Genomic DNA, 22,440 nt, shown 5'->3' with positions numbered 1-22,440 from the left:
CAGATGACCGACATTTCGCCCGTCACGACCGCTGCATCCAAGCCAGCATCCACGTCCGCCGCGCCCGCGTCGGCGACCAGCAGCGGTGCGCCCGCCGCTTTCGCCGCGCTGCTCGGCGACGCCTGCCAGGAAGCCGCCACGCCGGCGAACGGTTTGCCGGAGGACCGGCAAGGCGAGGCCGACGACGGCAAGAGCTTGCCGGGCGAAGGCGAGGCCGCCGATCCCAACGCGCCAGACCCGCGCCTGATGTGGCTGCCCTTCGCGCTGCCGCCGGTGCCGGACGCCGCGTCCGCCCAGGCCGCCACCGCGCAGCCGCAGATCGCCGCCGCCACGACGCAGGCGACCGATGCCGCCGCCCAGCCCGACACGCTCGAACAGATCGCCGGCGACACCGCCGCGTCGAACCGCCTCATCGCGATGTTCAACGCCGCCGAGAAGATAGCCGCCGCGCAGGCCGACAAGGCCGCGAAGCTCGCCGCGCCGGCACCCGTGGTCGCGGAAGCGGTCGCGGCCACGCCATCGCTCAAGGACGCGATCGATACCTTCCTCCAGCCGCCGACCGACGATCGCAAGAAGCCGGTGTTCGAACCGCTCGCCGCGACCACCTCGCTCACCACGGAATCGGTGCTTCGCCACGCCGTGCAGGCGACCGGCGACGCGAAGAACGTCCCGCTCGACCTGCGGGGCGATCAGGGCCTGCAGCACATGATCGACCGCATCGAATCGCTGCGCGATGATGCCAATGCCAACGACACGCACATCCGCCTCATTCCCGACGCACTCGGCGGGGTCGACGTCGCCGTGAAGCGGGCGGGCGATGCGCTGCACGTCCACTTCACCACCGATACCGAACATGCGCGCGCGCTGATCGCCGAGGCGCAGCCTCGGCTCGTCGAGCTCGCCGATGCGCGCGGCGTGCGGATCGCCGATTCCAGCGTGCAGACCGGCACCGGCAACGACCAGTCGGCCCGGCAGCAATTCCAGCAACAGCCGCAACAGGCCCTTCGGCCAGCCTCGGCCAGCCTTTCCACCCCAACCGAAACGACCGGCGACGACGCTCGCCTCGCATGATCCAAGGAGTTTGAGTGATGAGTGACAAGAAGGACGACAAGGAAGCCGCCCCCGCGAAGAAGAAGGGCGGCATGATGAAGCTGATCATCATCATCGTCGGCGGTCTCGTGATCGTCGGCGGCGGCGTGGGCGCGGGCGTCTATGCGGCGACATCGGGCATGCTCGGCGGCGGCAAGCACGGCGCAGAGGCCGAGAACGGCTACAAGCTCGTCCCCAAGAGCGAGCAGAAGCGCATCTCGGCGGCAGCGGGCGAAGGCGGCGAGGGCCACGGCAGCGGCGGTGGCGGCGAAGCCCCCCCTCCCGGCCAGGGTGGCGATCAGTACGCCTCCAACTACTATACGATGGACAAGGAGTTCACGTCGAACCTGCAGGACAGCGTCCACTTCATCCAGGTCGGCATCGCGATTTCGACTCCGTATGACGACACCGTCATCACCAACCTGAAAACCAACGAGATCGCGGTCCGTTCGGCCATCCTGATGACCCTCAGTGACACTACGGAGGATCAGGTCTTCACGAACCAAGGAAAGCAGATTCTCCAGAAGCGATTGGTCAAATCCATCAACGACACGCTGAAGCAAAAAGAAGGATTCGGCGGCATTGGTAACGTCTACTTTACCAATTTTGTTGTTCAGTGATGAGGCATGGTTAACGACGCTTCATCACCCGCAACGGATCGGCGCGACCGGTCCCGGCCTGCCGACCACGGCACGCTGGGATCGGCGAACCTCAATCCGTTCGGCGATCTGCACACGCTGCAGCATCTCTCGGCGCGTCTCGCGCGGGGGATGCGCGGCGTGTTCGAGCCGCTGCTCCGCCGCGAACTGCGCAGCTGGGCAGAGCCGCTGGTGGTGCAGCGCTTCACTGATTACCGCGCCGAGCGGCCCGAGGGGCTGACGGCGTGGCTGCCGCTGGCGATGGGCACGGCCAATCGCACGGGCGCGGCCGGACAGGCGGTCGCGGTGATCGACGGCAAGTTCCTGCTGGAGCTGCTCGACCTGTTCTTCGGCGGGTCGGGCGCCGCCCCGCACGAGATGCCGACCGAATTCACCCCCGCCACCGAAGCGCTGACCGCGCGCATCGGCGCGATGCTGGCCGAGCCGCTGCGCGCCGCCTGGGAACCGCTCGCCCGGATCGATTTCACGCCCGGCCATGCCGAGGCGAACCCCGCGATGCTGGCCGATTTCGACAGCGAGGATGCCGTCGTCATCACCCGCTTCGGCATCGCGTCGGATCATCACAAGCCGGTGTTCATCGACATCATCTATCCGGTGTCGGCGCTGAAGCCCTTCGCGCCCTCGCTGACCGGCAAGGTCCACAAGGCCGCCGAGCCCGATCCCGCCTGGCGCGCCGGCCTCACCCGCGCTGCGATGGAGGTCAGCTTCCCGATCCGCTCGGTGCTGGCCGAGCCGATGATCTCGCTTTCGGTGCTGATGGACCTCAAGCCCGGTGACGTCATTCCGATCACGGTCGGCACCGAAGTGCCGGTGATGGTCGGCAAGGACCGGCTCGGCAGCGGCACCGTCGGCACCTCCAACGGCAAGGCGGCGATCCGCCTCAATGCCATCCGCAACATCGAACACCGCCAAAACGAATTCGGGGAAATGCAATGAACGATATGACCGGCGGATTTCCGTCCGACGGCGCGGTAGCGGCCAATTTCCGGCTGCTGCAGGACGTCGACGTCAAGCTGACGGTGGAAATCGGCTCGACCAGCCTGACGCTGCGCGAACTGCTCGCGCTTGGCGAGGCGAGCGTGATAGAGCTGGATCGCCACGCCAACGAGCTGCTCGACGTGCTGGTCAACGGCACGCTGATCGGCCGCGGCGAGGTAGTGATGGTCGGCGACCGTTTCGGCGTGCGCATGACCGAGCTGGTCTCCCCCGAGAAGCGAGCCTGATCCTGTATGATGTGGTCGTATATCCTCAAGCTGGTCGTTCTGCTGCCGCTGGTCTGCGGCCTGATGATCGGCGCGCTCTACCTTTGGCGCCGGCTCGAGGCGCGGATGCCCGGCCAGCCCGCCAACCGTCAGCTCAAGGTCACCGAGACGATGATGATCTCGCCGACAGTGCGCCTCGCCGTGCTGGAGTTCGAGGGCCGCAAGCTGCTCGTCTCCGTCAGCCGCCAGGGCGTGACGCTCGTCGATCGCGGAAATATGGTTAATGCCGAGGTCACGAAATGAGCGTGAAGGTCACGCGATCGGGTAGCGGCCCGGCGCTGTTCAGGGCCGCGGGTGCGCAGCGCAAGCCGCTCGGCTGGGGCAAGGTGGTCCTCGTCCTGCTCGGCATCGTGTTCGCACTGATCGTCGCGCATCCGGCGTTCGCGCAAGCCGCGCCGGCGGTTCCGGCCGTGACGCCGCCCGCCACGCCGGGCGCGGGCGACGCGGTCGACCGCGCGCTGAAGGATCTCGGCGGCGGCAACGCGCCGCTGTCGCTCTCCTTGCAGATCCTCATCATCATGGGGCTGCTGACGATCCTGCCCGGCATCCTGCTGATGATGACGAGCTTCACGCGCATCCTCATCGTGCTGTCGATCCTGCGCCAGGCGCTCGGCCTGCAACAGACGCCGCCGAACCAGGTGCTCGTCGGCCTCGCGCTGTTCCTGTCGTTCTTCGTGATGGCGCCCGTCATCAACGAGATGAACACGACCGCGATCCAGCCCTATGCCGAGAGCAAGATCGGCGCGACCGAGATGATCAAGAAGGCGGCGCTGCCGCTACACGGCTTCATGGCGAAGCAGACCCGCAAGAAGGACATCACGATGTTCGCCGGCATCGCCAAAAGCGGGCCGTACCAGAACGCCAACGACATCCCCTTCTCGGTGCTGCTGCCCTCGTTCATCACGTCCGAGCTGAAGACCGCGTTCCAGATCGGCTTCCTCGTCTTCCTGCCTTTCATCGTCATCGATCTGGTGGTGGCGACCGTCCTGATGGCGCTCGGCATGATGATGCTGTCGCCGACGATCATATCCCTGCCCTTCAAGCTGCTGCTGTTCGTCCTGGTCGACGGCTGGGCGCTGACGATGGGTAGCCTTGCCAACAGTTTCGTGAGTTAGCGTAATGGATGCAGATTATTTCCTGACGGTCGCGAACCAGACGATGTGGGTGCTGGCGCTCGTCACCGCCCCGATCGTCATCCCCGCGCTGCTCGCCGGCCTCCTCACCGGGATGATCCAGGCGGCGACGTCGATCAACGAGGCGACCTTGTCGTTCGTCCCCAAGCTGCTGGTGGTCGCGGTGTCGATCATGGTGTTCGGCGGCATGATCCTCGGCCTGCTGAGCGACTTCACGCTCGGCATCTTCGAGCGGATTCCAGACTTGGTACGATGAGCCCGCTCGGCTTCGGCCTCTCGATCGAGCCGCAACTCTGGGCTCTGCTGTTCGTGATGGTGCGCGTCGGCGCGGCCTTCATCGCAGCACCCGTGTTCAGCGCGGTCTCCATTCCCGTGGTGGTGCGCGTGTCGCTGTCGGGCGCGATCGGCGTGCTGGTGCTCGCCGCGCATCCGATCGTGCCGCCGGGGCAGATCTTCTCGCTGACGACGATCCTCGCCGTCGCGGCCGAGGCGCTGGTCGGTTTCGCGATCGGCTTCGTCCTGCAGATCGCCTTTGCCGCGCCGCTGATCGCCAGCGAAGTGATCGGCACGTCGATGGGGATCGGCTTCGCCTCCGCGATCGACCCGCAGAACGGCCGCTCGACGCCCGCGCTCGGCCAGTTCTTCACGATGATGCTGACGCTCCTGTTCCTGGCGATGAACGGCCATCTGCTGCTCGTCGAGATGATCGTGAAGAGCTATGACGCGCTGCCGCCCGGCCACGCCTGGCTGAGCCTCGCCCAGCTCAAGAACATCGCTTTTTTCGGCAGCTACACCTTTGCCGCCGGACTGCTGCTCGCGCTGCCGGTCGGCTTCCTGCTGCTGTGCCTCAACCTCATCGTCGGCATGCTGTCGCGCTCGGCGCCGGCGCTGAACCTGTTCGCGGTCGGCCTGCCCGCCAGCCTCGCGGTCGGCGTCGTCAGCCTCGCCATCGCCTTCCCGGCGATGGGCGATTACCTGCTCGTGATCATCGATGAATCGCTCCGCGCGACGTCCAACCTGGTGCTCGGCTGATGGCGGACGAGTTTGGCGAACGGACAGAAGCACCAACCGCGAAGCGCAAGCGCGACGCCACCGAAAAGGGCGACGTCCTTCGCTCGCGCGATTTCGCGACCGCGCTCGTCATTCTCGCCGGTTGCGGCTGGCTCGCGATGTTCGGGCCGTCGCTGGTCGCGGCGTGCAAGGCGCTTATGATGTCGAGCTTCGAATTCGGCCGCGCCGATATCGAGGATTTCTCGCCGTGGCGGCCGCTCGCGTCGAGCGGGTGGCAGATCGCGCCCGCCATCCTCTCGCTGTTCGCGCTGACCATCGTCGCCGCGATCGCCGGACAGGCGGGCCTCGGCTCGCTGACCTTCAACGCCTCGCTGTTCGCGCCCAAGGGATCGCGCATCAACCCGGCGTCAGGCCTCGGCCGCATCTTCGGACCCAAGGGCTGGATCGAGCTCGGCAAATCGCTGCTCAAGGTGATCCTGCTCGGCTCGATCGGCGTCTACATGCTGTGGTCGATCCGCAGCATGACGATCGCGCTCGTCTCCTCCGACGTCGAGACGGCGGTGAGTTCGCTCGGCGGCACCTTCCTCAGCGTGCTGTTCGCGATGGCGGGCGGGATGGCGCTGATCGCGGGCATGGACGTTCCGATCGCGCTGTTCCAGCTGCTCGCCAAGCTGCGCATGTCGAAGCAGGAGATCAAGGACGAGAACAAGGAGACCGAGGGCTCGCCCGAGGCGAAGCAGGCGATCCGCCAGCGCCAGCACCAGATGGCGAAGCGCAACATGCGCACCGCCGTCGCCGAGGCGCACGTCATTCTCACCAACCCGACGCACTTCTCGGTCGCGCTGCGCTACGACCGCGACAAGGATCAGGTACCGGTGGTGGTCGCCAAGGGCCGCGGCGTCACCGCCCTTGCCATCCGCGAGCTGGCGGCCGAGGCGCGCGTGCCGATCCTCGAATATCCGGCCATCGCCCGCGCCGTCTACTACACCAGCCGCGAGGGCCAGGAGGTCCGCGACGACCTGTACGTGGCGCTCGCAACGATCCTCGCCTTCGTGTTCGGCCTCAACCAGCAGGCCGGCGGCAGCCCGCCGCCGGTGATCGTGCCGGACAGCGCGAAATTCGACGAAAATGGTGTGAAGCAGGGCTAAGTTTTTCGGCCGAAGGGTCGTTTACTTCTTCGAAGGCTTTCGCCGAAGGGATCCACGTTCGATGGTCGATGCAACGAGCAGCACGACGAGCACCGCCACACCGACGCCCACGGTCAGCGGCGCGGACATCGTCAAGACGATCGGCACCGGTTCGGGCGTCGATACCACCGCGCTCGTCGCCGGCCTCGTCCAGGCGCAGTTCGCGCTCAAGAACCAGCAGCTCAAGGCCAAGGAAGACGCGCTCACCGCGCAGATCTCCGCCGTCGCGACGGTACAGAGCAACATCACCGATTTCGCCTCCGCACTCGACGCGCTGGTGAAGGGCGGATCGCTCGCCAGCTCGCCGACCAGCTCGAACAGCGCGGTGCTGAGCGCGACCGCGCTGAGCGGGGCGAAGCTCGCCAACCTCTCCGCCACGGTCGAGGTCACGCAGATCGCCACGGCGCAGTCGGCCACCACCAAAACCAGCTTCGCCAGCCGCAGCACCGTCGTCGGCACCGGCACGCTGACCTTCACGCTCGGCACCGCGACGGTCGATGCGAACAGCGGCACGATGACGGCGTTCACCGCCGGCACGGCGCAGGCGATCAACGTCACGATCGACAGCACCAACAACACGCTCGACGGCATCGCCAAGGCGATCAACGCCGCCAAGACCGGCGTCACCGCCACCGTCGTGACCGATGTCGACGGCACTGCGCGCCTCAGCCTGAAGGGCGCGACCGGCACGGCATCCGCCTTCACCGTCTCCGGCGACAGCCCCGAACTGCAGCAGCTCAACGTCGGCCCCGGCCAGGGCGCCGCGACGTCGATCGGCAGCGCCGCCGGCAACGCCAAGCTCAAGCTCGACGGCGTCGCGGTGGAGCGCGCCAGCAACACCGTCAGCGACCTGATCGACGGCGTGAAGCTGCAGCTCAACTCGGCCTCGATCGGCAATCCCGTCACGCTCGGCGGCAGCACGCCGACGGCGGCATTGTCGGCGGCGGTCAACAATTTCGTCGCGACCTTCAATGAGACGCAGTCGACGCTGAAGACCAATCTCGATCCCATCAACGGCCCGCTCAAGAACGACGTGGCGGCGGCCACGCTGTCGCGATCGCTGCGCAACCTGACGACGACGCCGCTGGTCGCGAGCTCTGGCACCGGTGCGCCGACGACGCTGGCCGACATCGGTGTGGCGACGGCGCGCGACGGATCGCTGAGCGTCAACGCGGCGCAGCTCGCCGCCGCACTCGCCAAATATCCCGACGCGGTGGAGGCGATGTTCGCCGCCAGCACCAGCACGAACCCGACCAGCAACGGTCTCAACGCCGCCTTCGCCTCGATCTCCAAGGCCGCGACCAGTTCGCTCTACGGCCTCGCCGCGAGCAAGGCGACCTATACCAAGGCCAAGACGACCGTCACCGATGCCGAGGCCAAGGCCGCCGACGACGCGACGACGATGAAGACGCGCCTGACGCAGCAGTTCGCGGCGATGGATTCCAAGGTCGCCGCGTACAAATCCACGCAGACGTTCCTGACGGCGCAGATCGCCGCCTGGAACAAGACGAGCTGATCGGGCCGATGTACGCCACACCGCTCGGCCGCAATCCCGAGGCCACTTATCGCCAGATCGACGTATCGAGCCGCACCGGCGCGTCCGACGGCCCCGCGCTCGTGCAGATGCTGTACGAGGAGGGCATCCGTGCTCTGCGCAGCGCCGCCTGGGCGGTCGAGAACCGCAAGCTGGCGATGCGCAGCGAGAAGGTGACGCGCGCGACGGCGATCCTGTTCGCGCTCGAGGCCGGGCTCGATTTCGAGGCGGGCGGCGACGTCGCCAACACTCTGTCGCGGCTCTATGCGGGATCGCGGCGGCAGATCATCGAGGCGAGCATCGGTTTCGATCCCGCCCCGTTCCGCGAGGTCGCCGATACGCTCGAAGAGATCGCCGAGGCGTGGCGCACGGTGCGCGGCGGATAGCCATATCGTGGTTTCCGGCACATTAACCAAATCGTGACCTCCGGCGCGCTACGCTTCGCGGCGTAACAACAGCCGAGTGCGCCGCTATGGATTTTCCCGAAACCGCCTCCCCCGCCCCGCGCCGCGCGGTGCGCACGATCCTGGCGGTGGACGACAGCCGAACGGCGCTCGGCGTGGTCGGGCGCAGGCTCAGTCATCTCGGCTATCTGACCGTCCTGTGCGACAGCGGGGCGGAGGCGATGGACCTGATCGCGGCGCGCGGTTTCGACCTCGTGCTGCTGGACATGGTGATGCCGCGCATGTCGGGGATGCAGGTGCTGCGCGCGATCCGCAGCGGCGCCGAGACGATGGACCTGCCGGTCATCATGCTGACCGGGCGCAGCGACCCCGCCGCCGCCGTCGAGGCGCTGGCCGCCGGCGCCGACGACCATGTCGCCAAGCCGGTCGATTTCGACATCCTCTCCGCCCGGATCGAGCGCACGCTGGCGCGGATGCGGCGCATCGCCGACCTCAAGAAGAGCAACGCCGCGCTCGACGCGCGCATCGCCGAGCGGGCGATGGAACTGGGCGAGGCGCGCGCCGAGCTCGCCGCCGCCCGCGTCGATCGCACACGCCTGATCGCCTCGATCGCGGCGCTCAACGATCAGGTCGAGCGGCTGGGCGCGTAACGCGCTTGAGTTATAGTCCGCTTGACAGATTGACGCCTGAATCGAAAATGTCTGGGCCGATCGTTTCCAAAATTGATCTGATCGCGACGATTTCAAAGACCAGCCTCGACCGTCGCACATCGGCGGCGTGTAGGACAGCCGCCTAGACGCGGCGATCGCGCATCGTGAGATAGACCGACAGGCCCGCCCCCGGTTCGACCGGCGGCGCGTCGCAAATGATGCGCGGCGCATCCGCGCGCGCGCGATCGAGGATGACGCACGGTACGTCGGCCGCGTGATAGACACGGTCGGCGAGTGCCAGCGCGCGCGCCTGCCCCACCATCATCGTATCGGGATGCGCCGAGCGCAGGATGATGTGGTGAAATTCCGGCCCCGGCTCGCCCTCGCTCTCCAGCCACGACGCGACGTCGTGCGACTCGCGCAGCGGATCGAGCGCGCCGCCGTGCGCCAGCGCCACGCCGAGCGCGCGGCGGCGGTCGCCCGCGTCGGGCCAGCGGGCCCGCATCGCCGTGCGGGCCTTGAACAAGGCACTGGCGAGCCCGCCGAGGTTGGCGGGCAGCATCGCCTCCAGCCGTTGCCTGAGCGCCGCCGCCAGCCCCGCCGACGCGCCGCCGGTGCCGATCGCCACCAGCACCGGCGCGCGATCGACGATGGCGGGGAGCGTGAAGTCGCAGAGATCGGGGCGGTCGGTCGCGTTGACGAGAAGCCCCCGCGCCTTCAGCCGCGCGACCGTTGCCTCGGGCTTCTCCATCGCGACGATGGCGAGGCGGGCGTCTGCCTCCTCGCCGACGACGAGCGCCCCTGCCCTTTCGAGCAACCGCCGCTTGGCGTCAGCCGCTTCGCCTTCGCCGACGAGGATCACCGGCTTTCCCGCCACCGATACGAAGATCGGGAGCGCGGGGAGGCTCACGCCTGCAGCCACTCCGGCACGCGCTCCGCCGCGAGGATGGTTTCAGGCTGGATACGATCGGCGACCACGGCGAATTTGTCGCCGCTGACCAGCACTTCGGGCACGAGCGCGCGGCTGTTGTAGGTGCTCGCCATCGTCGCGCCGTACGCGCCGGCGGTGCGGAACACGGCGAGATCGCCCGATTTCACGACGTCGATCTCGCGCCCCATCGCGAAGGTGTCGCCGCTTTCGCAGACCGGGCCGGCGATGTTGGCGATCATCTTCTCGCCCGTCGGGCGGACGGCGGCGAAATCGTGCCAGGCATCGTACATGGCGGGGCGCGCGAGATCGTTCATCGCGGCATCGACGATGACATAGGGATTGCCCGCGCCGGGCTTCACCCAGATCACCCGCGTCAGCAGCACGCCCGCATTGCCGGCGATGACGCGGCCGGGCTCGAACATCAATTCGACGTCCCAGCCATCGGTGACGCGCGCGACCATCGCGCCGTATTCGGCCGGACTCGGGAAGACGTCACCCTCCTTGTAAGGCACACCGAGGCCGCCGCCGAGATCGACATGGGTGATCGCATGGCCGGCCGCGCGCAATTCCTGCACCAGCGCGCCGATGCGGCGATAGGCGGCCTCCAGCGGGGCGAGTTCCGACAACTGGCTGCCGATATGGATGGCGACGCCGCGCAGGTTGAGGCCTGCCAGCGGTGCGAGGCGATCGAAGATGCCGCGCGCGTCGCTGATCGGGACGCCGAACTTGTTCTCCGCCTTGCCGGTCGAGATCTTGGCGTGCGTGCCGGCGTCCACGTCCGGGTTCACGCGCAGCACGGCATCGGCCACCAGCCCGCGATCGGCGGCGATGGCGGCGAGGACGCTGCCCTCCTCCTCGAGCTCGAGGTTGAACTGGCCGAGCCCGGCGTGGAGCGCGGCGCTGAGCTCCCCCACCGTCTTGCCGACGCCCGAAAAGACGATGTCCGACGCGGGCATCCCCGCCGCCAGTGCGCGCTGCATCTCGCCGAGCGAGACGACATCGGCGCCGTAGCCCTGCTTCGCCAGCAGGCGCAGAACGGCGAGATTGGGATTGGCCTTGATCGCATAGGCGAGATGCTTGCGCTTCACGCCCGCGAGACCGTCGCGGAACACCTGGGCGTGGCGCTCGAACGTCGCCGCCGAATAGACGTAGACGGGGGTGCCGACCTCGTTCGCGATACGCTGGAGGGGGACGCCCTCGCACTGCATGGCGCCGTCGACCAGCGCGAAATGATCCATCTTTAGCGAGCCATCAATTGGGAGGGGGCAGATCGAAATCGTCGCCGCGGCGGCTTTCCGACTTGCGGAGGAGATCTTCGCTGCGCTGTGGCCGCGCCTGATTGTCGGGCGTGAGCAGTTCGGTTGGCGTCGGCGTGGCGGTCGCGCCATAAGGGGCGACGGGCAGCGACTGGCCCTGCGCGGGCTTGAGGCTGGTCACCGAGCCGCAGGCGTTGAGCGCCAAGACGGCGGCGAGCGCCGCGAGATGTTTCTTCACGCCATTTCCTCCCGCGCTGTGGCGATCGCCGCGCGCACGTTGGCGGGCGCGGTGCCGCCGAAGCTGGTGCGGCTCGCGACCGATGCGTCGACCGATAGCACATCATAGACGCCGGCGGTGATGCGCGAGTCGATCGCGGTGAGATCCTCGAGCGGCAGCGCGTCGAGCGCGATGCCGAGCTCCTCGGCACGCTTCACCGCGCGACCGGTGATGTGATGCGCCTCGCGGAACGGGATACCGCCTTCGCGGACCAGCCAGTCGGCGAGATCGGTCGCGGTCGAGAAACCGGCCTCGGCGGCGGCGCGCATCCGGGGCGTGCGGAAGGTCGCGCTCTCGACCATGCCGGTCATCGCGGCGATCGACAGGCCGAGCAGGTCGTGCGCCTCGAACACCGGCGGCTTGTCGTCCTGCATGTCCTTCGAATAGGCGAGCGGAAGCCCCTTCATCGTGATCATCAGCGCGGTGAGGCAGCCGATGATGCGCCCGCTGTGCCCGCGCACCAGCTCGGCGGCGTCGGGATTGCGCTTCTGCGGCATGATCGACGAGCCGGTCGACCATTGATCCGACAGGCTGACGAAGCCGAACGGCTGCGACGCCCAGAGGATGAACTCCTCCGCCAGGCGCGAGAGGTGGAGCGCGGTCTGGGCGGCGGCGGTGAGATATTCGATCGCGAAGTCACGGTCGGACACGGCGTCGAGCGAGTTGCGCGTCGGGCCGTCGAAGCCGAGCGCGGCCGCCGTCATCTCGCGGTCGATCGGGAAGCCGGTGCCGGCCAGCGCCGCCGAGCCGAGCGGGCAGCGGTTGAGGCGCACGCGCGCGTCGGCAAAGCGGCTGCGGTCGCGCGCGATCATCTCGAAATACGCCATCAGGTGATGGCCGAGCGTGACGGGCTGCGCGCTCTGCAGGTGGGTGAAGCCCGGCATGACGCTGTCGGCATGTTCCTCGGCGCGGGTGAGGAGGGCGTGCTGGAAGGCGGTCAGCGCGGTCTCGACCTGATCGATCGCATCGCGCACCCACAGGCGGAAGTCGGTCGCGACCTGATCGTTGCGGCTGCGCGCGGTGTGGAGGCGGCCCGCGACCGGCCCGATCGCCTCGGCGAGCCGCGCCTCGCTCTGCATGTGGATGTCCTCGAGGACGAGATCCTCGGCGACGCCGTTCGCCGCATAGCCCTGCGCGACGGTATCGAGGCCGGCGGAGATCGCGGCGGCATCCTCGGGCGCGACGATGCCGGTCGCCCCCAGCATCGCGACATGCGCCTTCGATCCGGCGACATCCTGTTTCCAGAGGCGCTTGTCGAAGGGAATCGAGGCGTTTATCTCGCGCATGACGGCAGCGGGCCCTTCCGCGAAACGGCCGCCCCACATCGCATTGGATGCGCCTTCCATGTCCTTCCGCTCGACGATCGTGCCGCTCCTGATGCTCACCGCGTTGGCAGGGGGCTGCGATAGGCAAGACTCCGCGCAGGGGCAAGCGCGGGAGCAAGCCAACGTGACGGCGCCCGCGCCCGCCGCGGAGCCCACACACAAGGAGGGCGAGAAGGTCGCGGTCGATTCGCTCGGCGCGCTCGATCGCGGGCACAAGGGCGAGGCCGCGCCCGCGCTGTCGTTCGAGGGGCCCGACGGCAAGGCGATGACGCTGGCCGCGTTCAAGGGCAAGCCGGTGCTCGTGAACCTGTGGGCGACGTGGTGCGGGCCGTGCGTGGCGGAGATGCCGACGCTCGACGCGCTGGCGGGGACGATGACGGTCGCGACGATCAGCCAGGACAAGGACCGGCCGACCGTCGACGCCTATTTCAAGGCGAAGGGATTCAGGAATCTGAAGCCGTATCTCGACAGCAAGCTCGGCTTCAGCGTCGGGTTCAACGCCAGCCTGCCGACCAGCATCCTCTACGATTCGACCGGCCATGAGGTGTGGCGGATGGCAGGCGGCATGGACTGGACCACGCCGACCGCAAAAGCATTGCTGGCGGAAGCGAAGTAGCGCAGCGCGACTTGAGCGTTAGAATCAAGCCGCGCGTAGCGCTTTTCTCCCTGCCTCTTCGCGCCTCTGCGCCTCCGCGTGCAAAAACTGTTCACGCGGAGGCGCAGAGACGCGGAGATTCTTGAGGGCCGCTACGCGGCAGATTTGCTTACGCCGTGACCTTCACGATCGCATCGATCTCCACCACCGCGCCGAGCGGGAGGACGGGGACGCCGACCGCGCTGCGGGCGTGCTTGCCGGCGTCGCCGAACAGCGCGGCCATCAGATCCGACGCGCCGTTGGCGACCTTGGGCTGATCGGTGAAATCGCCGGCCGAATTGATGAACACGCCGAGCTTGACGATCTGCTCGACGCGGTGGAGCCCGCCGAGCGCCGCCTTCATCTGTGCCACCAGCATCAGCGCGCAGGCCTGCGCGGCCTCCGCCCCATAGGCGAGATCGCGGTCCTCGCCGAGGCGGCCGGTCATCACCGCGCCGTCCTTGAAGGGAAGCTGGCCGGAGATGTGGAGCAGGCCGTTCGCCTCGACCGCGGGGACATAGGTCGCGACGGGGGCGGCGGGCGCGGGCAGCGCGAGGCCGAGTTCGGAGAGCTTGCGGTCGACGCGGTCGGTCATGGCGGGGCTTTCTGGCTGGGGTTCAGGAGGCGGGGGCGCCGGCGGCGAAGCGCTCCGCGATCCACGCCTGCGCCGCGCGCCAGTCGTCGATGCGGACGTGCGCGTGTTCGGCGGGCGGCACGTTGGGCGCGAGCGCGGGTTCGGAGACCATGTGCAGGCGGTGGACGCCCGGCGCGTGCTTCGCGACCGAAGCGTGATGGACCGAGAGATCATCGACGAACACCGTCACCGGGTTGCCGAATTCCGCGACCAACCGCGAGACGGGATCGCCCTTGCCGCCCTGGTTGGTCTCGACACGGTGGGCGATGCCGAACTTCGCGAGCTGATCGATGCGCGGCTGGCGGACGGCATCCTTGAGGTTGGTGAGGATGACGATATCGGCGGTCTCGCTCAGCGCCGCCAGCGCCTCGCCGGCATGCGGCACGAGCGTCTGGCGGTCCATCTCCTGCGGGAAGAAGCCGTCGAGCAGGCCCCACATCTCCTCGGTAGTGGGGCGCGGCCCGCCGCTCCGGCGCGTCATGCTGCTGAACATATCGGCGGCGGTATGATCGAAATCGACATCGTGATGCTCGCGCAGCCACACGCCGAAATGGCGCACCATGTGCAGCAGCACCTCGTCGCAATCGCAGATCAGCAGGCCGCGCGTCATGCCTCCAGCGCCTCGCGCGCATGGACGATCGCCTCGGGCTTCACCTCGAGATCGGCGGCGCAGGCGATCAGATCGGGTTCATAGGCCTCGAGGAAACCCAGCACCGCCGCCAGCACGGACGCCTCGCCGGCGCGCGCGCGAAGATCGGCGGGGAACAGGCCGGTCGTGTCGATCAGCCTTTGTGCCCGATCCGGGTCGCCCAGCGTCCATACCAGCGCCTGCAGCGCCAGCGCCCCCGCATCAACATTTGTCTCCGGCGCGCGCATCTCGTAACCACCGGTCTCGCAAAGGAAAGGATGGCGGGGGACGTGGCAAAAAGGGTGCTCGTTGTCGAGGACAACGAACTCAACCTCAAACTTTTCTGCGATCTGCTGCGTGCCCACGATTATGTGACCGAGGGCGTGCGCGACGGCCGCGACGCCGTGGAGCGCGCGCGCGCCTTCATGCCCGACATGATCGTGATGGACATCCAGTTGCCGCACGTCACGGGGTTCGAACTGATCACGCAGATCAAGGCCGACGACGGGCTGAAGGCGATCCCGATCATGGCGGTGACGGCCTATGCCGGCCGCGAGGACGAGGACCGTATCCGCGCGGCGGGGGCGGATGCCTATGTGTCGAAGCCGATCTCGCTGAGCCGCTTCGTCGATACCGTCAGCACGCTGCTGGAGGGCGCGATCGGCGCGCCGGTGGCGGAGGTTGTCGCGGAGGCCGAGGTCGAAGCGGAGGCTGGCGAATCGGAGGCTCAATCGACCGCCGAAGAGACTGCGGTCGCAGCCGAGCCCGAAGCGACGGCCGATGTCAGCGAAACGGACGGCGATGCAACGCCTTAGCTGATCCCCGGCGAAGGCCGGGGTCCAGTTGCGATGCAGCCGGGGAGGAAATGTCGCGGCTCGCTTTCGAGTGTTCCGTAGCTGGGCCCCAGCCTGCGCTGGGGATCAGACATGACAAAAGCCGCGGAGGGCGTCCCCCGCGGCTCTGGATCCCCGCCTGCGCGGGGATGATCGAACGGCGGCTCAGGCCGCCCGTTCGATCACTTGATCTTGGCTTCCTTGAACTCGACATGCTTGCGCACGACGGGATCGTACTTCTTGAAGCTCAGCTTCTCGGTCTTGGTGCGCGGGTTCTTCTTCGTGACGTAGAAGAAACCGGTGTCAGCCGAGCTGATCAGCTTGATCTTGACGGTAGTCGGCTTCGCCATGAGCCCAGTCCTTGCAGATAAAAAAGCAAAGGCGGCCCCACGGACCGCCGTTCAGACCGGGGCCGATGGCGGAGAGTCGCCCGAATGTCAAGCTCGCGCACCCTAAACCGGCCCGTTAACGCCATCTTCACCATATCAGGCGCAGCCTCCCTTCCCAGAGAGCGGGAGTCCGGGGACATGCAGGGCAACACGGCCGATCACGACGTTCGCAGCGATCTCGGCGCGCGCATCGCCGCGCTGGCGATGCGCCGCCGCCCCTCCGACCTTGCCGTCGAGCTCGATTCGATCCGCCACATCGCCGCCGCCAACGGGCTGCTCGCCGTCGTCGCCGTCGCACATGCGCTGGAAAGTGCGGTCGCGCGCGGCGAGCGGGGCCCGCTGGTGCAGGGCTGGCTGACCGTGCTTAACGATGCGGTGCGCAGCGACCGGCAGGACAAGGCGCTGGGCGAGCTGTTCGCCTCGGCCTGCGGCGTCCGCTTCGCGAGCTGACGCCAGACACGCATGGACGCATTGATGGCCGCGTTCGTCGCGGCGCTCCTGATCCAGCCCGGCAGCCGCTCGACCTGGCTCGCCGCGATCCTCGCCGATCGATTCGCGCGGCCGGGGCAGGTCATCATCGGCGCGGTGATCGCCATCGCCATCGGCAATGCGGTGGCGGGCTTCGGCGGCCTGTGGGTCGCGCACATCCTCACCCCCAACGCGCGTGCGCTGCTGCTGGCGCTGGCGCTGGCGTTCGCCGGGATCGGCTGCGTCGAGCGGCTGAAGCCGCCCGATCCCCTTGCGAAATGGCGGATCGGCGCGTTCGCGACCAGCCTGTTCGGGATCGGCATCCTGGCGGCGGGCGACAGCGTGCAGTTCCTGACCTTCGTCTTTTCGATCCGCAGCGACGCGCCGGTGCTGGCCGCGATCGGCGCGACGCTCGGCGCCAGTGTCGTCACCGCCGCGGCGATCGTCGCCGGGGAGAAAGCGCGCCGGAAAGTGCCGATCCGCGCGATCCGCATAGCGACCGGCGTCCTGTTCCTGATCGCGGGAGCGATCGCCGCGCTGTCGGCGTTCGGGCTGATCTAACGGAGCGATCACAGCCGCCGATAATTCCGCGCATACAGCGTGGAGCGATTCCGCTATCGATCCGTTATCGCAACGACCTCATATCGCAGGAGCTGCAGCACGTGACCGACGAAGCGCTGAAAACCCCGACCGACATCAAGAGCAATGCCGCCAAGACCGTGGCGGAGGCGCTGAACGGCATCCTCGCCGATTCGTTCGCGCTGTATCTGAAGACCAAGAATTTCCACTGGCACGTCTCGGGCCCGCATTTCCGCGACTATCACCTGCTGTTCGACGATCAGGCGGCGCAGATCTTCGCGACCACCGATGCCATCGCCGAGCGCGTGCGCAAGACCGGCAACACCACGCTGCGCTCGATCAGCGACATCTCGCGTCATCAGACGATCGAGGACAATGACGAGGGCTTCGTCGCGCCGGGCGACATGCTGGTCGAGCTGCGCGAGGACAATCTGAAGCTGGTCGAATCACTGCGCGCGGCGAAGGATCTTGCCGACGATGCCAAGGACAATGCCACGTCCGCGATCATCGACGACTGGACCGATCAGGCCGAGGAACGCGCCTGGTTCCTGTTCGAGGCCAGCCGCAACGGCTGACCGCTAGCGCTTCGGGCCGAGGGTCAGCAGCCAGAGATCGGGCGGCGCCCCGAGCCGGAGCGGCACGTTGCTCGTTCCCAGGCCCGCGGTGACGATAACGGTTCGGGTGCCCTCCCGCACCAGTCCGCAACGATAGCGCGAGCGGAAGCGCGATACTTCGGCGAGCGGGCCGTAGAACGGCAGCACGATCTGCCCGCAATGCGTGTGACCCGCGAGGACCAGTGGTGCTTCCCCGGTCAGCGACGGCGCGAGATCGGGCGAATGCGTGAGGGTGACTGGGGCACCGCGCAGGCTCCGCATCTCTCGCTCGGTGACGCCGAGCTTGGCGTGGTCGGTATAGTCGTCCGATACGCCGCCGATGACGAGCGGGCCGCGCAGGATCGCGCGATTGTCGAGCATCATTACACGCGCGGCCGCTAGCTGTGAGCGCAATGCGTCGCGGCCCGTCCAGTAGTCGTGATTGCCGGCAACGGCGATGACGCCGAGCGGCGGATGCAGCCGCGACAAGGGCGCGAGCAGCCCCGGCGCGAAGCGTGCCGCGCTGCCCGGTTCGTGCCCGTTGATGAAATCGCCCGCGATCAGGACGATGTCGGGCCGTAGCGCGTCGATCTGCGTGACGATCCGGTCGAGCCGGCGTTCGTCCATTGCGGGCGACCCGATATGGATGTCGCTGATCAGCACCGCGCGCACCGGCTTCGCGCCAGCGGGCCAGTCCGCCATCGCGATTCTGGCGCGGCGCACGGCCGGATCGCGCCGCGCCTCCGCGAAAGCATATGCGAGCACGATCGTACCGGCGACGAGCGCGACGAAAAGCAGACGGCGGAGCATCCCCTCCCCGTAGAGAATCGGCGCGGCTGGCGGAACCCGCCGCGGGACCGCATGTTCGAGACGCCATGCAGGCCTTCGCGCAGCTCCTCGATTCGTTGATCTACACGCGCTCGCGCAACGCCAAGCTCAAGCTGATCGCCGATTATCTGATCGCCACGCCCGATCCCGATCGCGGCTGGGCGATGGCGGCGCTGACCGGCGATCTCGACCTGCCGGCGATCAAGCCCGCGCTGATCCGCACGCTGATCGAGGAGCGCGTCGATCCGGTGCTGTTCCGCATGAGCCGCGACTATGTCGGCGACACCGCCGAAACTGTCGCCCTGCTATGGCCGGAGCCGGTGGGCGGCGCGCGCGACCCCGCGCCGCTGAGCATTTCCGAGGCGATCACGCGACTCGGAGGGCTGTCGCGTGCCGATGCGCCGGGCGGGCTGGCGGCGATGATGGACCGGCTCGGCGCGAACGAGCGATTCGCGCTGCTGAAGATGGCGACGGGGGCCTTGCGGATCGGCGTGTCGGCGCGGCTGGCCAAGACCGCGCTGGCGCAGGCGTTCGATCTCGACGTCGAGGCGATCGAGGAGGTGTGGCACGGCATCGACCCGCCCTACGATTTGCTTTTCGCCTGGGCGACGGGCAGCGGGGCGCAGCCGGTGGCGCGCGACGTGCCGGTGTTCCGCCCGTTCATGCTCGCGCATCCGCTCGGCGACGGGCGCGTCGATCTCACCGACTATGCGGCGGAGTGGAAATGGGACGGCATCCGCGTCCAGCTCGTCCATGTCGGCGGCGAGACGCGGCTGTACAGCCGGGCGGGCGACGACATCACCAGGAGTTTCCCGGAAGTGGCACGCGACTTCACGACGCCCGGCGTCCTTGACGGTGAGCTGATGGTCAAGGGCGAAGCACAAGGCGGCTCGGAAGGCGGCGCGGCGAGCTTCAATGCGCTCCAGCAGCGACTCGGGCGGAAGGTGGTTTCGGCCAAGATGCTGGCGGAGGCTCCCGCCTTCGTGCGGCTCTACGATATCCTGTTCGAGGGCGCCGAGGATCTGCGCGACCTCGGCTGGACGCAGCGGCGCGCGCGGCTGGAAGCGTTCGCGGCGCGGCTCGATCCCGAGCGGTTCGACGTCAGCACCATCATCGAGGCCGAGGATTTCACCGCGCTGGAAGGGATTCGCGCGGGTGCGCGCGACGCCGCGATCGAAGGCGTGATGCTCAAGCGCCGCGACAGCGCTTACGTCACCGGGCGGCGCGTTGGCCTCTGGTACAAATGGAAGCGCGATCCGCTGACCGCCGATTGCGTACTGATGTATGCGCAACGCGGCAACGGGCGGCGATCCTCATTCTACTCCGATTATACATTCGGCTGCTGGACCGATTCGGGGGAATTACTACCGGTCGGCAAGGCCTATTCCGGGATCACCGACGAGGAATTGAAGCAGCTCGACCGCTTCGTACGTGCGCACACGACCGGGCGATTCGGGCCGGTGCGCGAGGTCGACAAGACTTTGGTGCTGGAGATCGCGTTCGATTCGATTCACGCGTCGAAGCGGCACAAATCGGGGGTCGCGATGCGTTTCCCCCGCATCGCGCGCATCCGCACCGACAAGCCCGCCAGCGAAGCCGATACGCTGGCGGGGCTGGGGAAGCTGGTTACCTAGTCCGCGCTACCTGGTCCATTGGGCCAACCAGTCGGCGAGGCCCTGCGGGTTCATGTGGCGCGCGTCGGACAGCGCGGCGGTCTTGCCGGGGTTGATCAATTTGTCGGTCTTGGGGTTGACGACGAGCACGCTCGGCACGCCCTTCAGCCGCTCGGTGATGCCGTAGTGCGCAGGCACGTCGAGGTTCTTGTCGAAGCGGCCGACATCGACCGTCACGATTTCGTACTTCTTCGCCAGCCAGGTTTTGAGCGCGGGCTGTTCGATCGTGCCGGCGAGGATGCGGCAATCGAGGCACCAGTTGCCGCCGAGATCGATCAGCAGCAGCTTGCGATTCGCCCTGGCGCGCGCCTTGGCGGCGGCAACGGCGGCCTTGGCGTCGGCCTTCTCGTCATACGGAAGCGGGAGGGGCTGGGCGAGTTGATCGAAGCTGGTGATGGCGAGCTTCGGCGCCTGCGCGGCCTGCGCGGGAGCGGTCGTCGCCAGTGCGGCGAAGGCCGCGAGCGAGAGAGCGAGCAGGCGGGTCATCGATTCGGCTCCTGTCAAAATTCCGAGTCGGGTTATGGGAATTGGCGCTCCTTGCGCCAACAAAGAAAAACCCGGCGACCATAAAGGCCGCCGGGTCCGTCTTTTCCCGAGTCGAAGCGAATCAGGCGAGCCTGATCTACGCGATCGCGAAATCAGGCGATCGAGGTGAGGTTCACCGCCGCATATTTGCCGCGGCGATCGACCTCGAGCTCGAATTCGAGCCGGTCGCCCTCGTTGAGCGAGGTCATGCCGCCACGCTCTACCGCCGAGATATGCACGAACGCATCGGGCTGGCCGTCGTCGCGCTGAATGAAGCCGAAGCCCTTCATCGCGTTGAAGAACTTGACCGTGCCGGTCGCCTTCTCGCCGGTCAGCTGACGCTGCGGGCCGCCTGCAGGCGCACCGCCGCGCGGCGCACCCGGACCAGCATCACGGTCACGCGGCGGGCCGCGATCGGTGACGGGGAGCGGTTCGCCGTCGATCTTGAGGTCGGTCGCGGAGATGCGGCCGCCGCGATCGACGAGGGTGAAGCCGAGCGGCTGCCCCTCGGCCAGGCCCGTCAGGCCCGCCTGCTCAACCGCGGAGATGTGTACGAACACGTCCTCGCCGCCGTCATCGCGAACGACGAAGCCGAAGCCCTTCTGTCCGTTGAAGAATTTTACGACGCCCGTGCCCTCGCCGACGACCTGGGGGGGCATGCCGCGGCCACCGCCGCCGCCACCGCCGCCAAAACCACCGCCGCCGCCACCGAAGCCGCCGCCACCGCCGCTGCGGAAACCACCGCCGCCGCCAAAGCGATCACCGCCGCCGCCGAAACGATCGCCGCCACCGCCGAAACGGTCACCGCCGCCAAAGCTGCTGCCGCCGCCGAAATCATCGCCGCCGAAACCGTCGCGCTTGTCGCGGCCACGCCCACCGCGATCCCCGCGGCGTCCTTTATCGAAACTCATGCCCTGTTCGTCTTCCCGGCTCGTCCAAATCACCATCCAAGACTATCTGCGCTGGACGAAAAACGCAGGTCTTCGGGCACCAAACCAATCGCGCCACACTATCTTCCTACCCTAAATAATGCTGCCCTGCGAACAAATTCGTCCAAATTGCGGCACACTTACGTCGGCGCTTGCGCAACCCGTCGCGACTCGGGCACATCGCGGCCCATGGCCATTACCGCTCTGCTCTCGGATCCCGCCGTCTGGGCGGCGCTCGCCACGCTCATCGTGATGGAGGTCGTGCTCGGCATCGACAACCTGATCTTCATCGCGATCCTGTCCAACAAGCTGCCCGAAAACATCCGCCAGACCGCGCGGCGCACCGGCATCGTCCTCGCGCTGGTGATGCGGCTCGGCCTGCTGACGGCGATCGCCTGGATCATCAGCCTGCAGTCGACGATCCTCGACCTAGGCATCACCGGCCCGCTCGGCGACCACGGCGTACCGAGCTTCGAGACGCAGTTTTCGTGGAAGGACTTGATCCTCATCGCGGGCGGGCTGTTCCTCGTCTACAAGGCCACCAAGGAAATCCATCACAGCGTTGATCTGCCGGAAGCGGAAAAGGCCGGGGCAGCGCCGGTCAAGAAAGCCGCGGAACTGACGTTCACGGCGGCGATCGTGCAGATCATCGCGCTCGATATCGTCTTTTCGATCGATTCGATCCTGACGGCAGTGGGCATGACCGAGCATGTCGAGGTGATGTACGTGGCCGTCGTCGTCGCGGTCGCGGTCATGCTGCTTGCCGCCGATCCGCTCTCCAACTTCATCAACAAGAACCCCAGCGTCGTGATGCTGGCACTCGGATTCCTGCTGATGATCGGCATGGTGCTGATCGCCGAAGGCTTCGGCGCACACGTGCCCAAGGGCTATATCTACACGGCAATGGCGTTCTCCGCAGGAATCGAGGCGCTCAACCTGTGGTCGCGGCGTGCGAAGGAAAAGCGCGGAGGCAGCGGGCATTGAGCCTTCGCACCATCCCCGCTAGGGC

At 67.5% G+C, this 22,440-nt stretch carries 29 protein-coding genes and 1 pseudogene; 19 read left to right on the top strand and 11 right to left on the bottom strand.

All coding sequences use genetic code 11. From position 1 onward, the window contains the following. Positions 1–3 precede the first annotated feature (3 nt). The 12 genes from Q5H94_RS04025 to Q5H94_RS03970 all read left to right on the top strand — a co-directional run bounded on the left by Q5H94_RS04025 (position 4) and on the right by Q5H94_RS03970 (position 8,929). Complete coding sequence (locus tag Q5H94_RS04025) at positions 4–1,071, top strand: flagellar hook-length control protein FliK (RefSeq protein ID WP_304559937.1); 1,068 nt, start codon at positions 4–6, stop codon at positions 1,069–1,071. Between the two features lie 17 nt (positions 1,072–1,088). Beyond that, the gene (locus Q5H94_RS04020; protein WP_304559936.1) at positions 1,089–1,709 is read left to right on the top strand and encodes a flagellar basal body-associated FliL family protein; all 621 of its coding nucleotides are present in this window, start codon (positions 1,089–1,091) and stop codon (positions 1,707–1,709) included. 6 nt (positions 1,710–1,715) lie between these two features. Further along, positions 1,716–2,684 (top strand): FliM/FliN family flagellar motor switch protein, encoded by a 969-nt coding sequence (locus Q5H94_RS04015; protein ID WP_304559935.1) that lies wholly within the window; start codon positions 1,716–1,718, stop codon positions 2,682–2,684. Then, a complete protein-coding gene (gene fliN / locus Q5H94_RS04010; RefSeq protein ID WP_304559934.1) occupies positions 2,681–2,971 on the top strand; it encodes a flagellar motor switch protein FliN in 291 nt (96 codons plus the stop codon). Before Q5H94_RS04015 ends, fliN begins: the two co-directional genes overlap by 4 nt. A gap of 9 nt (positions 2,972–2,980) precedes the next feature. Then, positions 2,981–3,253 carry a flagellar biosynthetic protein FliO gene (locus tag Q5H94_RS04005; RefSeq protein WP_431312135.1) on the top strand — a complete coding sequence of 91 codons (273 nt, stop codon included), beginning with the start codon at positions 2,981–2,983 and terminating at the stop codon, positions 3,251–3,253. Continuing rightward, a complete protein-coding gene (fliP, locus tag Q5H94_RS04000) occupies positions 3,250–4,125 on the top strand; it encodes a flagellar type III secretion system pore protein FliP (RefSeq protein ID WP_304559932.1) in 876 nt (291 codons plus the stop codon). The genes Q5H94_RS04005 and fliP overlap by 4 nt, the downstream gene beginning before the upstream one ends. A gap of 4 nt (positions 4,126–4,129) precedes the next feature. After that, a complete protein-coding gene (locus Q5H94_RS03995; RefSeq protein ID WP_304559931.1) occupies positions 4,130–4,399 on the top strand; it encodes a flagellar biosynthetic protein FliQ in 270 nt (89 codons plus the stop codon). Beyond that, positions 4,396–5,175 (top strand): flagellar biosynthetic protein FliR, encoded by a 780-nt coding sequence (gene fliR / locus Q5H94_RS03990; protein ID WP_304559930.1) that lies wholly within the window; start codon positions 4,396–4,398, stop codon positions 5,173–5,175. Before Q5H94_RS03995 ends, fliR begins: the two co-directional genes overlap by 4 nt. After that, positions 5,175–6,302, top strand: coding sequence for a flagellar type III secretion system protein FlhB (gene flhB, locus Q5H94_RS03985; RefSeq protein ID WP_304559929.1), 1,128 nt, complete (start codon positions 5,175–5,177; stop codon positions 6,300–6,302). The genes fliR and flhB overlap by 1 nt, the downstream gene beginning before the upstream one ends. A gap of 61 nt (positions 6,303–6,363) precedes the next feature. Continuing rightward, positions 6,364–7,857: a flagellar filament capping protein FliD gene (gene fliD / locus Q5H94_RS03980; RefSeq protein WP_304559928.1), complete on the top strand. Its 1,494-nt coding sequence runs from the start codon at positions 6,364–6,366 to the stop codon at positions 7,855–7,857. Between the two features lie 8 nt (positions 7,858–7,865). Then, on the top strand, positions 7,866–8,261 hold the full coding sequence (gene fliS / locus Q5H94_RS03975) for a flagellar export chaperone FliS (RefSeq protein WP_341850082.1): 396 nt from the start codon (positions 7,866–7,868) through the stop codon (positions 8,259–8,261). Between the two features lie 86 nt (positions 8,262–8,347). Continuing rightward, positions 8,348–8,929: a response regulator gene (locus Q5H94_RS03970; RefSeq protein WP_304559927.1), complete on the top strand. Its 582-nt coding sequence runs from the start codon at positions 8,348–8,350 to the stop codon at positions 8,927–8,929. 142 nt (positions 8,930–9,071) lie between these two features. Here the strand turns inward: Q5H94_RS03970 and Q5H94_RS03965 are convergent, their stop codons facing one another. From Q5H94_RS03965 to argH, 4 genes are read right to left on the bottom strand one after another with little or no spacing between them, the layout of a single operon-like run. Continuing rightward, entirely contained in the window at positions 9,072–9,839 is a 768-nt protein-coding gene (locus Q5H94_RS03965) for a precorrin-2 dehydrogenase/sirohydrochlorin ferrochelatase family protein (protein WP_304559926.1), read from the bottom strand. Then, positions 9,836–11,098 carry a diaminopimelate decarboxylase gene (gene lysA, locus Q5H94_RS03960; protein ID WP_304559925.1) on the bottom strand — a complete coding sequence of 421 codons (1,263 nt, stop codon included), beginning with the start codon at positions 11,096–11,098 and terminating at the stop codon, positions 9,836–9,838. The genes Q5H94_RS03965 and lysA overlap by 4 nt, the downstream gene beginning before the upstream one ends. Before the next feature lie 13 nt (positions 11,099–11,111). Next, positions 11,112–11,354, bottom strand: coding sequence for a hypothetical protein (locus Q5H94_RS03955; RefSeq protein WP_304559924.1), 243 nt, complete (start codon positions 11,352–11,354; stop codon positions 11,112–11,114). Continuing rightward, on the bottom strand, positions 11,351–12,718 hold the full coding sequence (argH, locus tag Q5H94_RS03950; protein ID WP_304560157.1) for an argininosuccinate lyase: 1,368 nt from the start codon (positions 12,716–12,718) through the stop codon (positions 11,351–11,353). Before argH ends, Q5H94_RS03955 begins: the two co-directional genes overlap by 4 nt. Positions 12,719–12,842: 124 nt before the next feature. Between argH and Q5H94_RS03945 the strand changes: the two genes are divergently transcribed. Further along, complete coding sequence (locus tag Q5H94_RS03945) at positions 12,843–13,334, top strand: TlpA family protein disulfide reductase (protein ID WP_341850081.1); 492 nt, start codon at positions 12,843–12,845, stop codon at positions 13,332–13,334. Between the two features lie 148 nt (positions 13,335–13,482). On the opposite strand, the gene Q5H94_RS03940 is transcribed toward Q5H94_RS03945, so the two are convergent. From Q5H94_RS03940 to Q5H94_RS03930, 3 genes are read right to left on the bottom strand one after another with little or no spacing between them, the layout of a single operon-like run. Next, positions 13,483–13,947 (bottom strand): RidA family protein, encoded by a 465-nt coding sequence (locus Q5H94_RS03940; protein ID WP_304559922.1) that lies wholly within the window; start codon positions 13,945–13,947, stop codon positions 13,483–13,485. Positions 13,948–13,969: 22 nt separating this feature from the next. Continuing rightward, positions 13,970–14,596: an HAD family hydrolase gene (locus Q5H94_RS03935; protein WP_304559921.1), complete on the bottom strand. Its 627-nt coding sequence runs from the start codon at positions 14,594–14,596 to the stop codon at positions 13,970–13,972. Beyond that, the gene (locus Q5H94_RS03930; RefSeq protein WP_304559920.1) at positions 14,593–14,862 is read right to left on the bottom strand and encodes a DUF3572 family protein; all 270 of its coding nucleotides are present in this window, start codon (positions 14,860–14,862) and stop codon (positions 14,593–14,595) included. The genes Q5H94_RS03935 and Q5H94_RS03930 overlap by 4 nt, the downstream gene beginning before the upstream one ends. Before the next feature lie 42 nt (positions 14,863–14,904). Between Q5H94_RS03930 and Q5H94_RS03925 the strand changes: the two are divergent. Next, a pseudogene (locus Q5H94_RS03925) lies at positions 14,905–15,264 on the top strand (response regulator); the annotation flags it as partial. Between the two features lie 365 nt (positions 15,265–15,629). Here Q5H94_RS03925 and rpmG read toward each other — a convergent pair. After that, a complete protein-coding gene (gene rpmG, locus Q5H94_RS03920) occupies positions 15,630–15,797 on the bottom strand; it encodes a 50S ribosomal protein L33 (protein ID WP_069203621.1) in 168 nt (55 codons plus the stop codon). A gap of 177 nt (positions 15,798–15,974) precedes the next feature. Between rpmG and Q5H94_RS03915 the strand changes: the two genes are divergently transcribed. The 3 genes from Q5H94_RS03915 to Q5H94_RS03905 all read left to right on the top strand — a co-directional run bounded on the left by Q5H94_RS03915 (position 15,975) and on the right by Q5H94_RS03905 (position 17,458). After that, positions 15,975–16,286 carry a hypothetical protein gene (locus Q5H94_RS03915; RefSeq protein ID WP_304559919.1) on the top strand — a complete coding sequence of 104 codons (312 nt, stop codon included), beginning with the start codon at positions 15,975–15,977 and terminating at the stop codon, positions 16,284–16,286. A 12-nt stretch (positions 16,287–16,298) separates the two neighbouring features. Then, positions 16,299–16,865, top strand: a complete 567-nt coding sequence (locus tag Q5H94_RS03910) for a TMEM165/GDT1 family protein (RefSeq protein WP_304559918.1) — start codon at positions 16,299–16,301, stop codon at positions 16,863–16,865. Positions 16,866–16,966: 101 nt separating this feature from the next. Continuing rightward, a complete protein-coding gene (locus tag Q5H94_RS03905) occupies positions 16,967–17,458 on the top strand; it encodes a Dps family protein (RefSeq protein WP_304559917.1) in 492 nt (163 codons plus the stop codon). 3 nt (positions 17,459–17,461) lie between these two features. On the opposite strand, the gene Q5H94_RS03900 is transcribed toward Q5H94_RS03905, so the two are convergent. Then, positions 17,462–18,286: a metallophosphoesterase gene (locus tag Q5H94_RS03900; protein WP_304559916.1), complete on the bottom strand. Its 825-nt coding sequence runs from the start codon at positions 18,284–18,286 to the stop codon at positions 17,462–17,464. A gap of 65 nt (positions 18,287–18,351) precedes the next feature. Here Q5H94_RS03900 and Q5H94_RS03895 point away from each other — a divergent pair, with 65 nt between their 5' ends. Next, a complete protein-coding gene (locus Q5H94_RS03895; RefSeq protein WP_304559915.1) occupies positions 18,352–19,938 on the top strand; it encodes a cisplatin damage response ATP-dependent DNA ligase in 1,587 nt (528 codons plus the stop codon). 6 nt (positions 19,939–19,944) lie between these two features. On the opposite strand, the gene Q5H94_RS03890 is transcribed toward Q5H94_RS03895, so the two are convergent. Together Q5H94_RS03890 and Q5H94_RS03885 are read right to left on the bottom strand one after the other, a co-directional pair. Next, positions 19,945–20,463, bottom strand: coding sequence for a thioredoxin family protein (locus tag Q5H94_RS03890; RefSeq protein ID WP_304559914.1), 519 nt, complete (start codon positions 20,461–20,463; stop codon positions 19,945–19,947). Positions 20,464–20,615: 152 nt separating this feature from the next. Next, positions 20,616–21,413 (bottom strand): cold-shock protein, encoded by a 798-nt coding sequence (locus Q5H94_RS03885; protein ID WP_304559913.1) that lies wholly within the window; start codon positions 21,411–21,413, stop codon positions 20,616–20,618. Between the two features lie 207 nt (positions 21,414–21,620). Here Q5H94_RS03885 and Q5H94_RS03880 point away from each other — a divergent pair, with 207 nt between their 5' ends. Continuing rightward, positions 21,621–22,415 (top strand): TerC family protein, encoded by a 795-nt coding sequence (locus Q5H94_RS03880; RefSeq protein WP_304559912.1) that lies wholly within the window; start codon positions 21,621–21,623, stop codon positions 22,413–22,415. Positions 22,416–22,440: the final 25 nt, after the last annotated feature.

It is taken from the genome of Sphingomonas immobilis, from assembly GCF_030580995.1.
In the GTDB taxonomy this organism is placed as follows: Bacteria; Pseudomonadota; Alphaproteobacteria; order Sphingomonadales; family Sphingomonadaceae; genus Sphingomonas; species Sphingomonas immobilis.
This window is presented reverse-complemented; position numbering and strand designations above follow the sequence as displayed.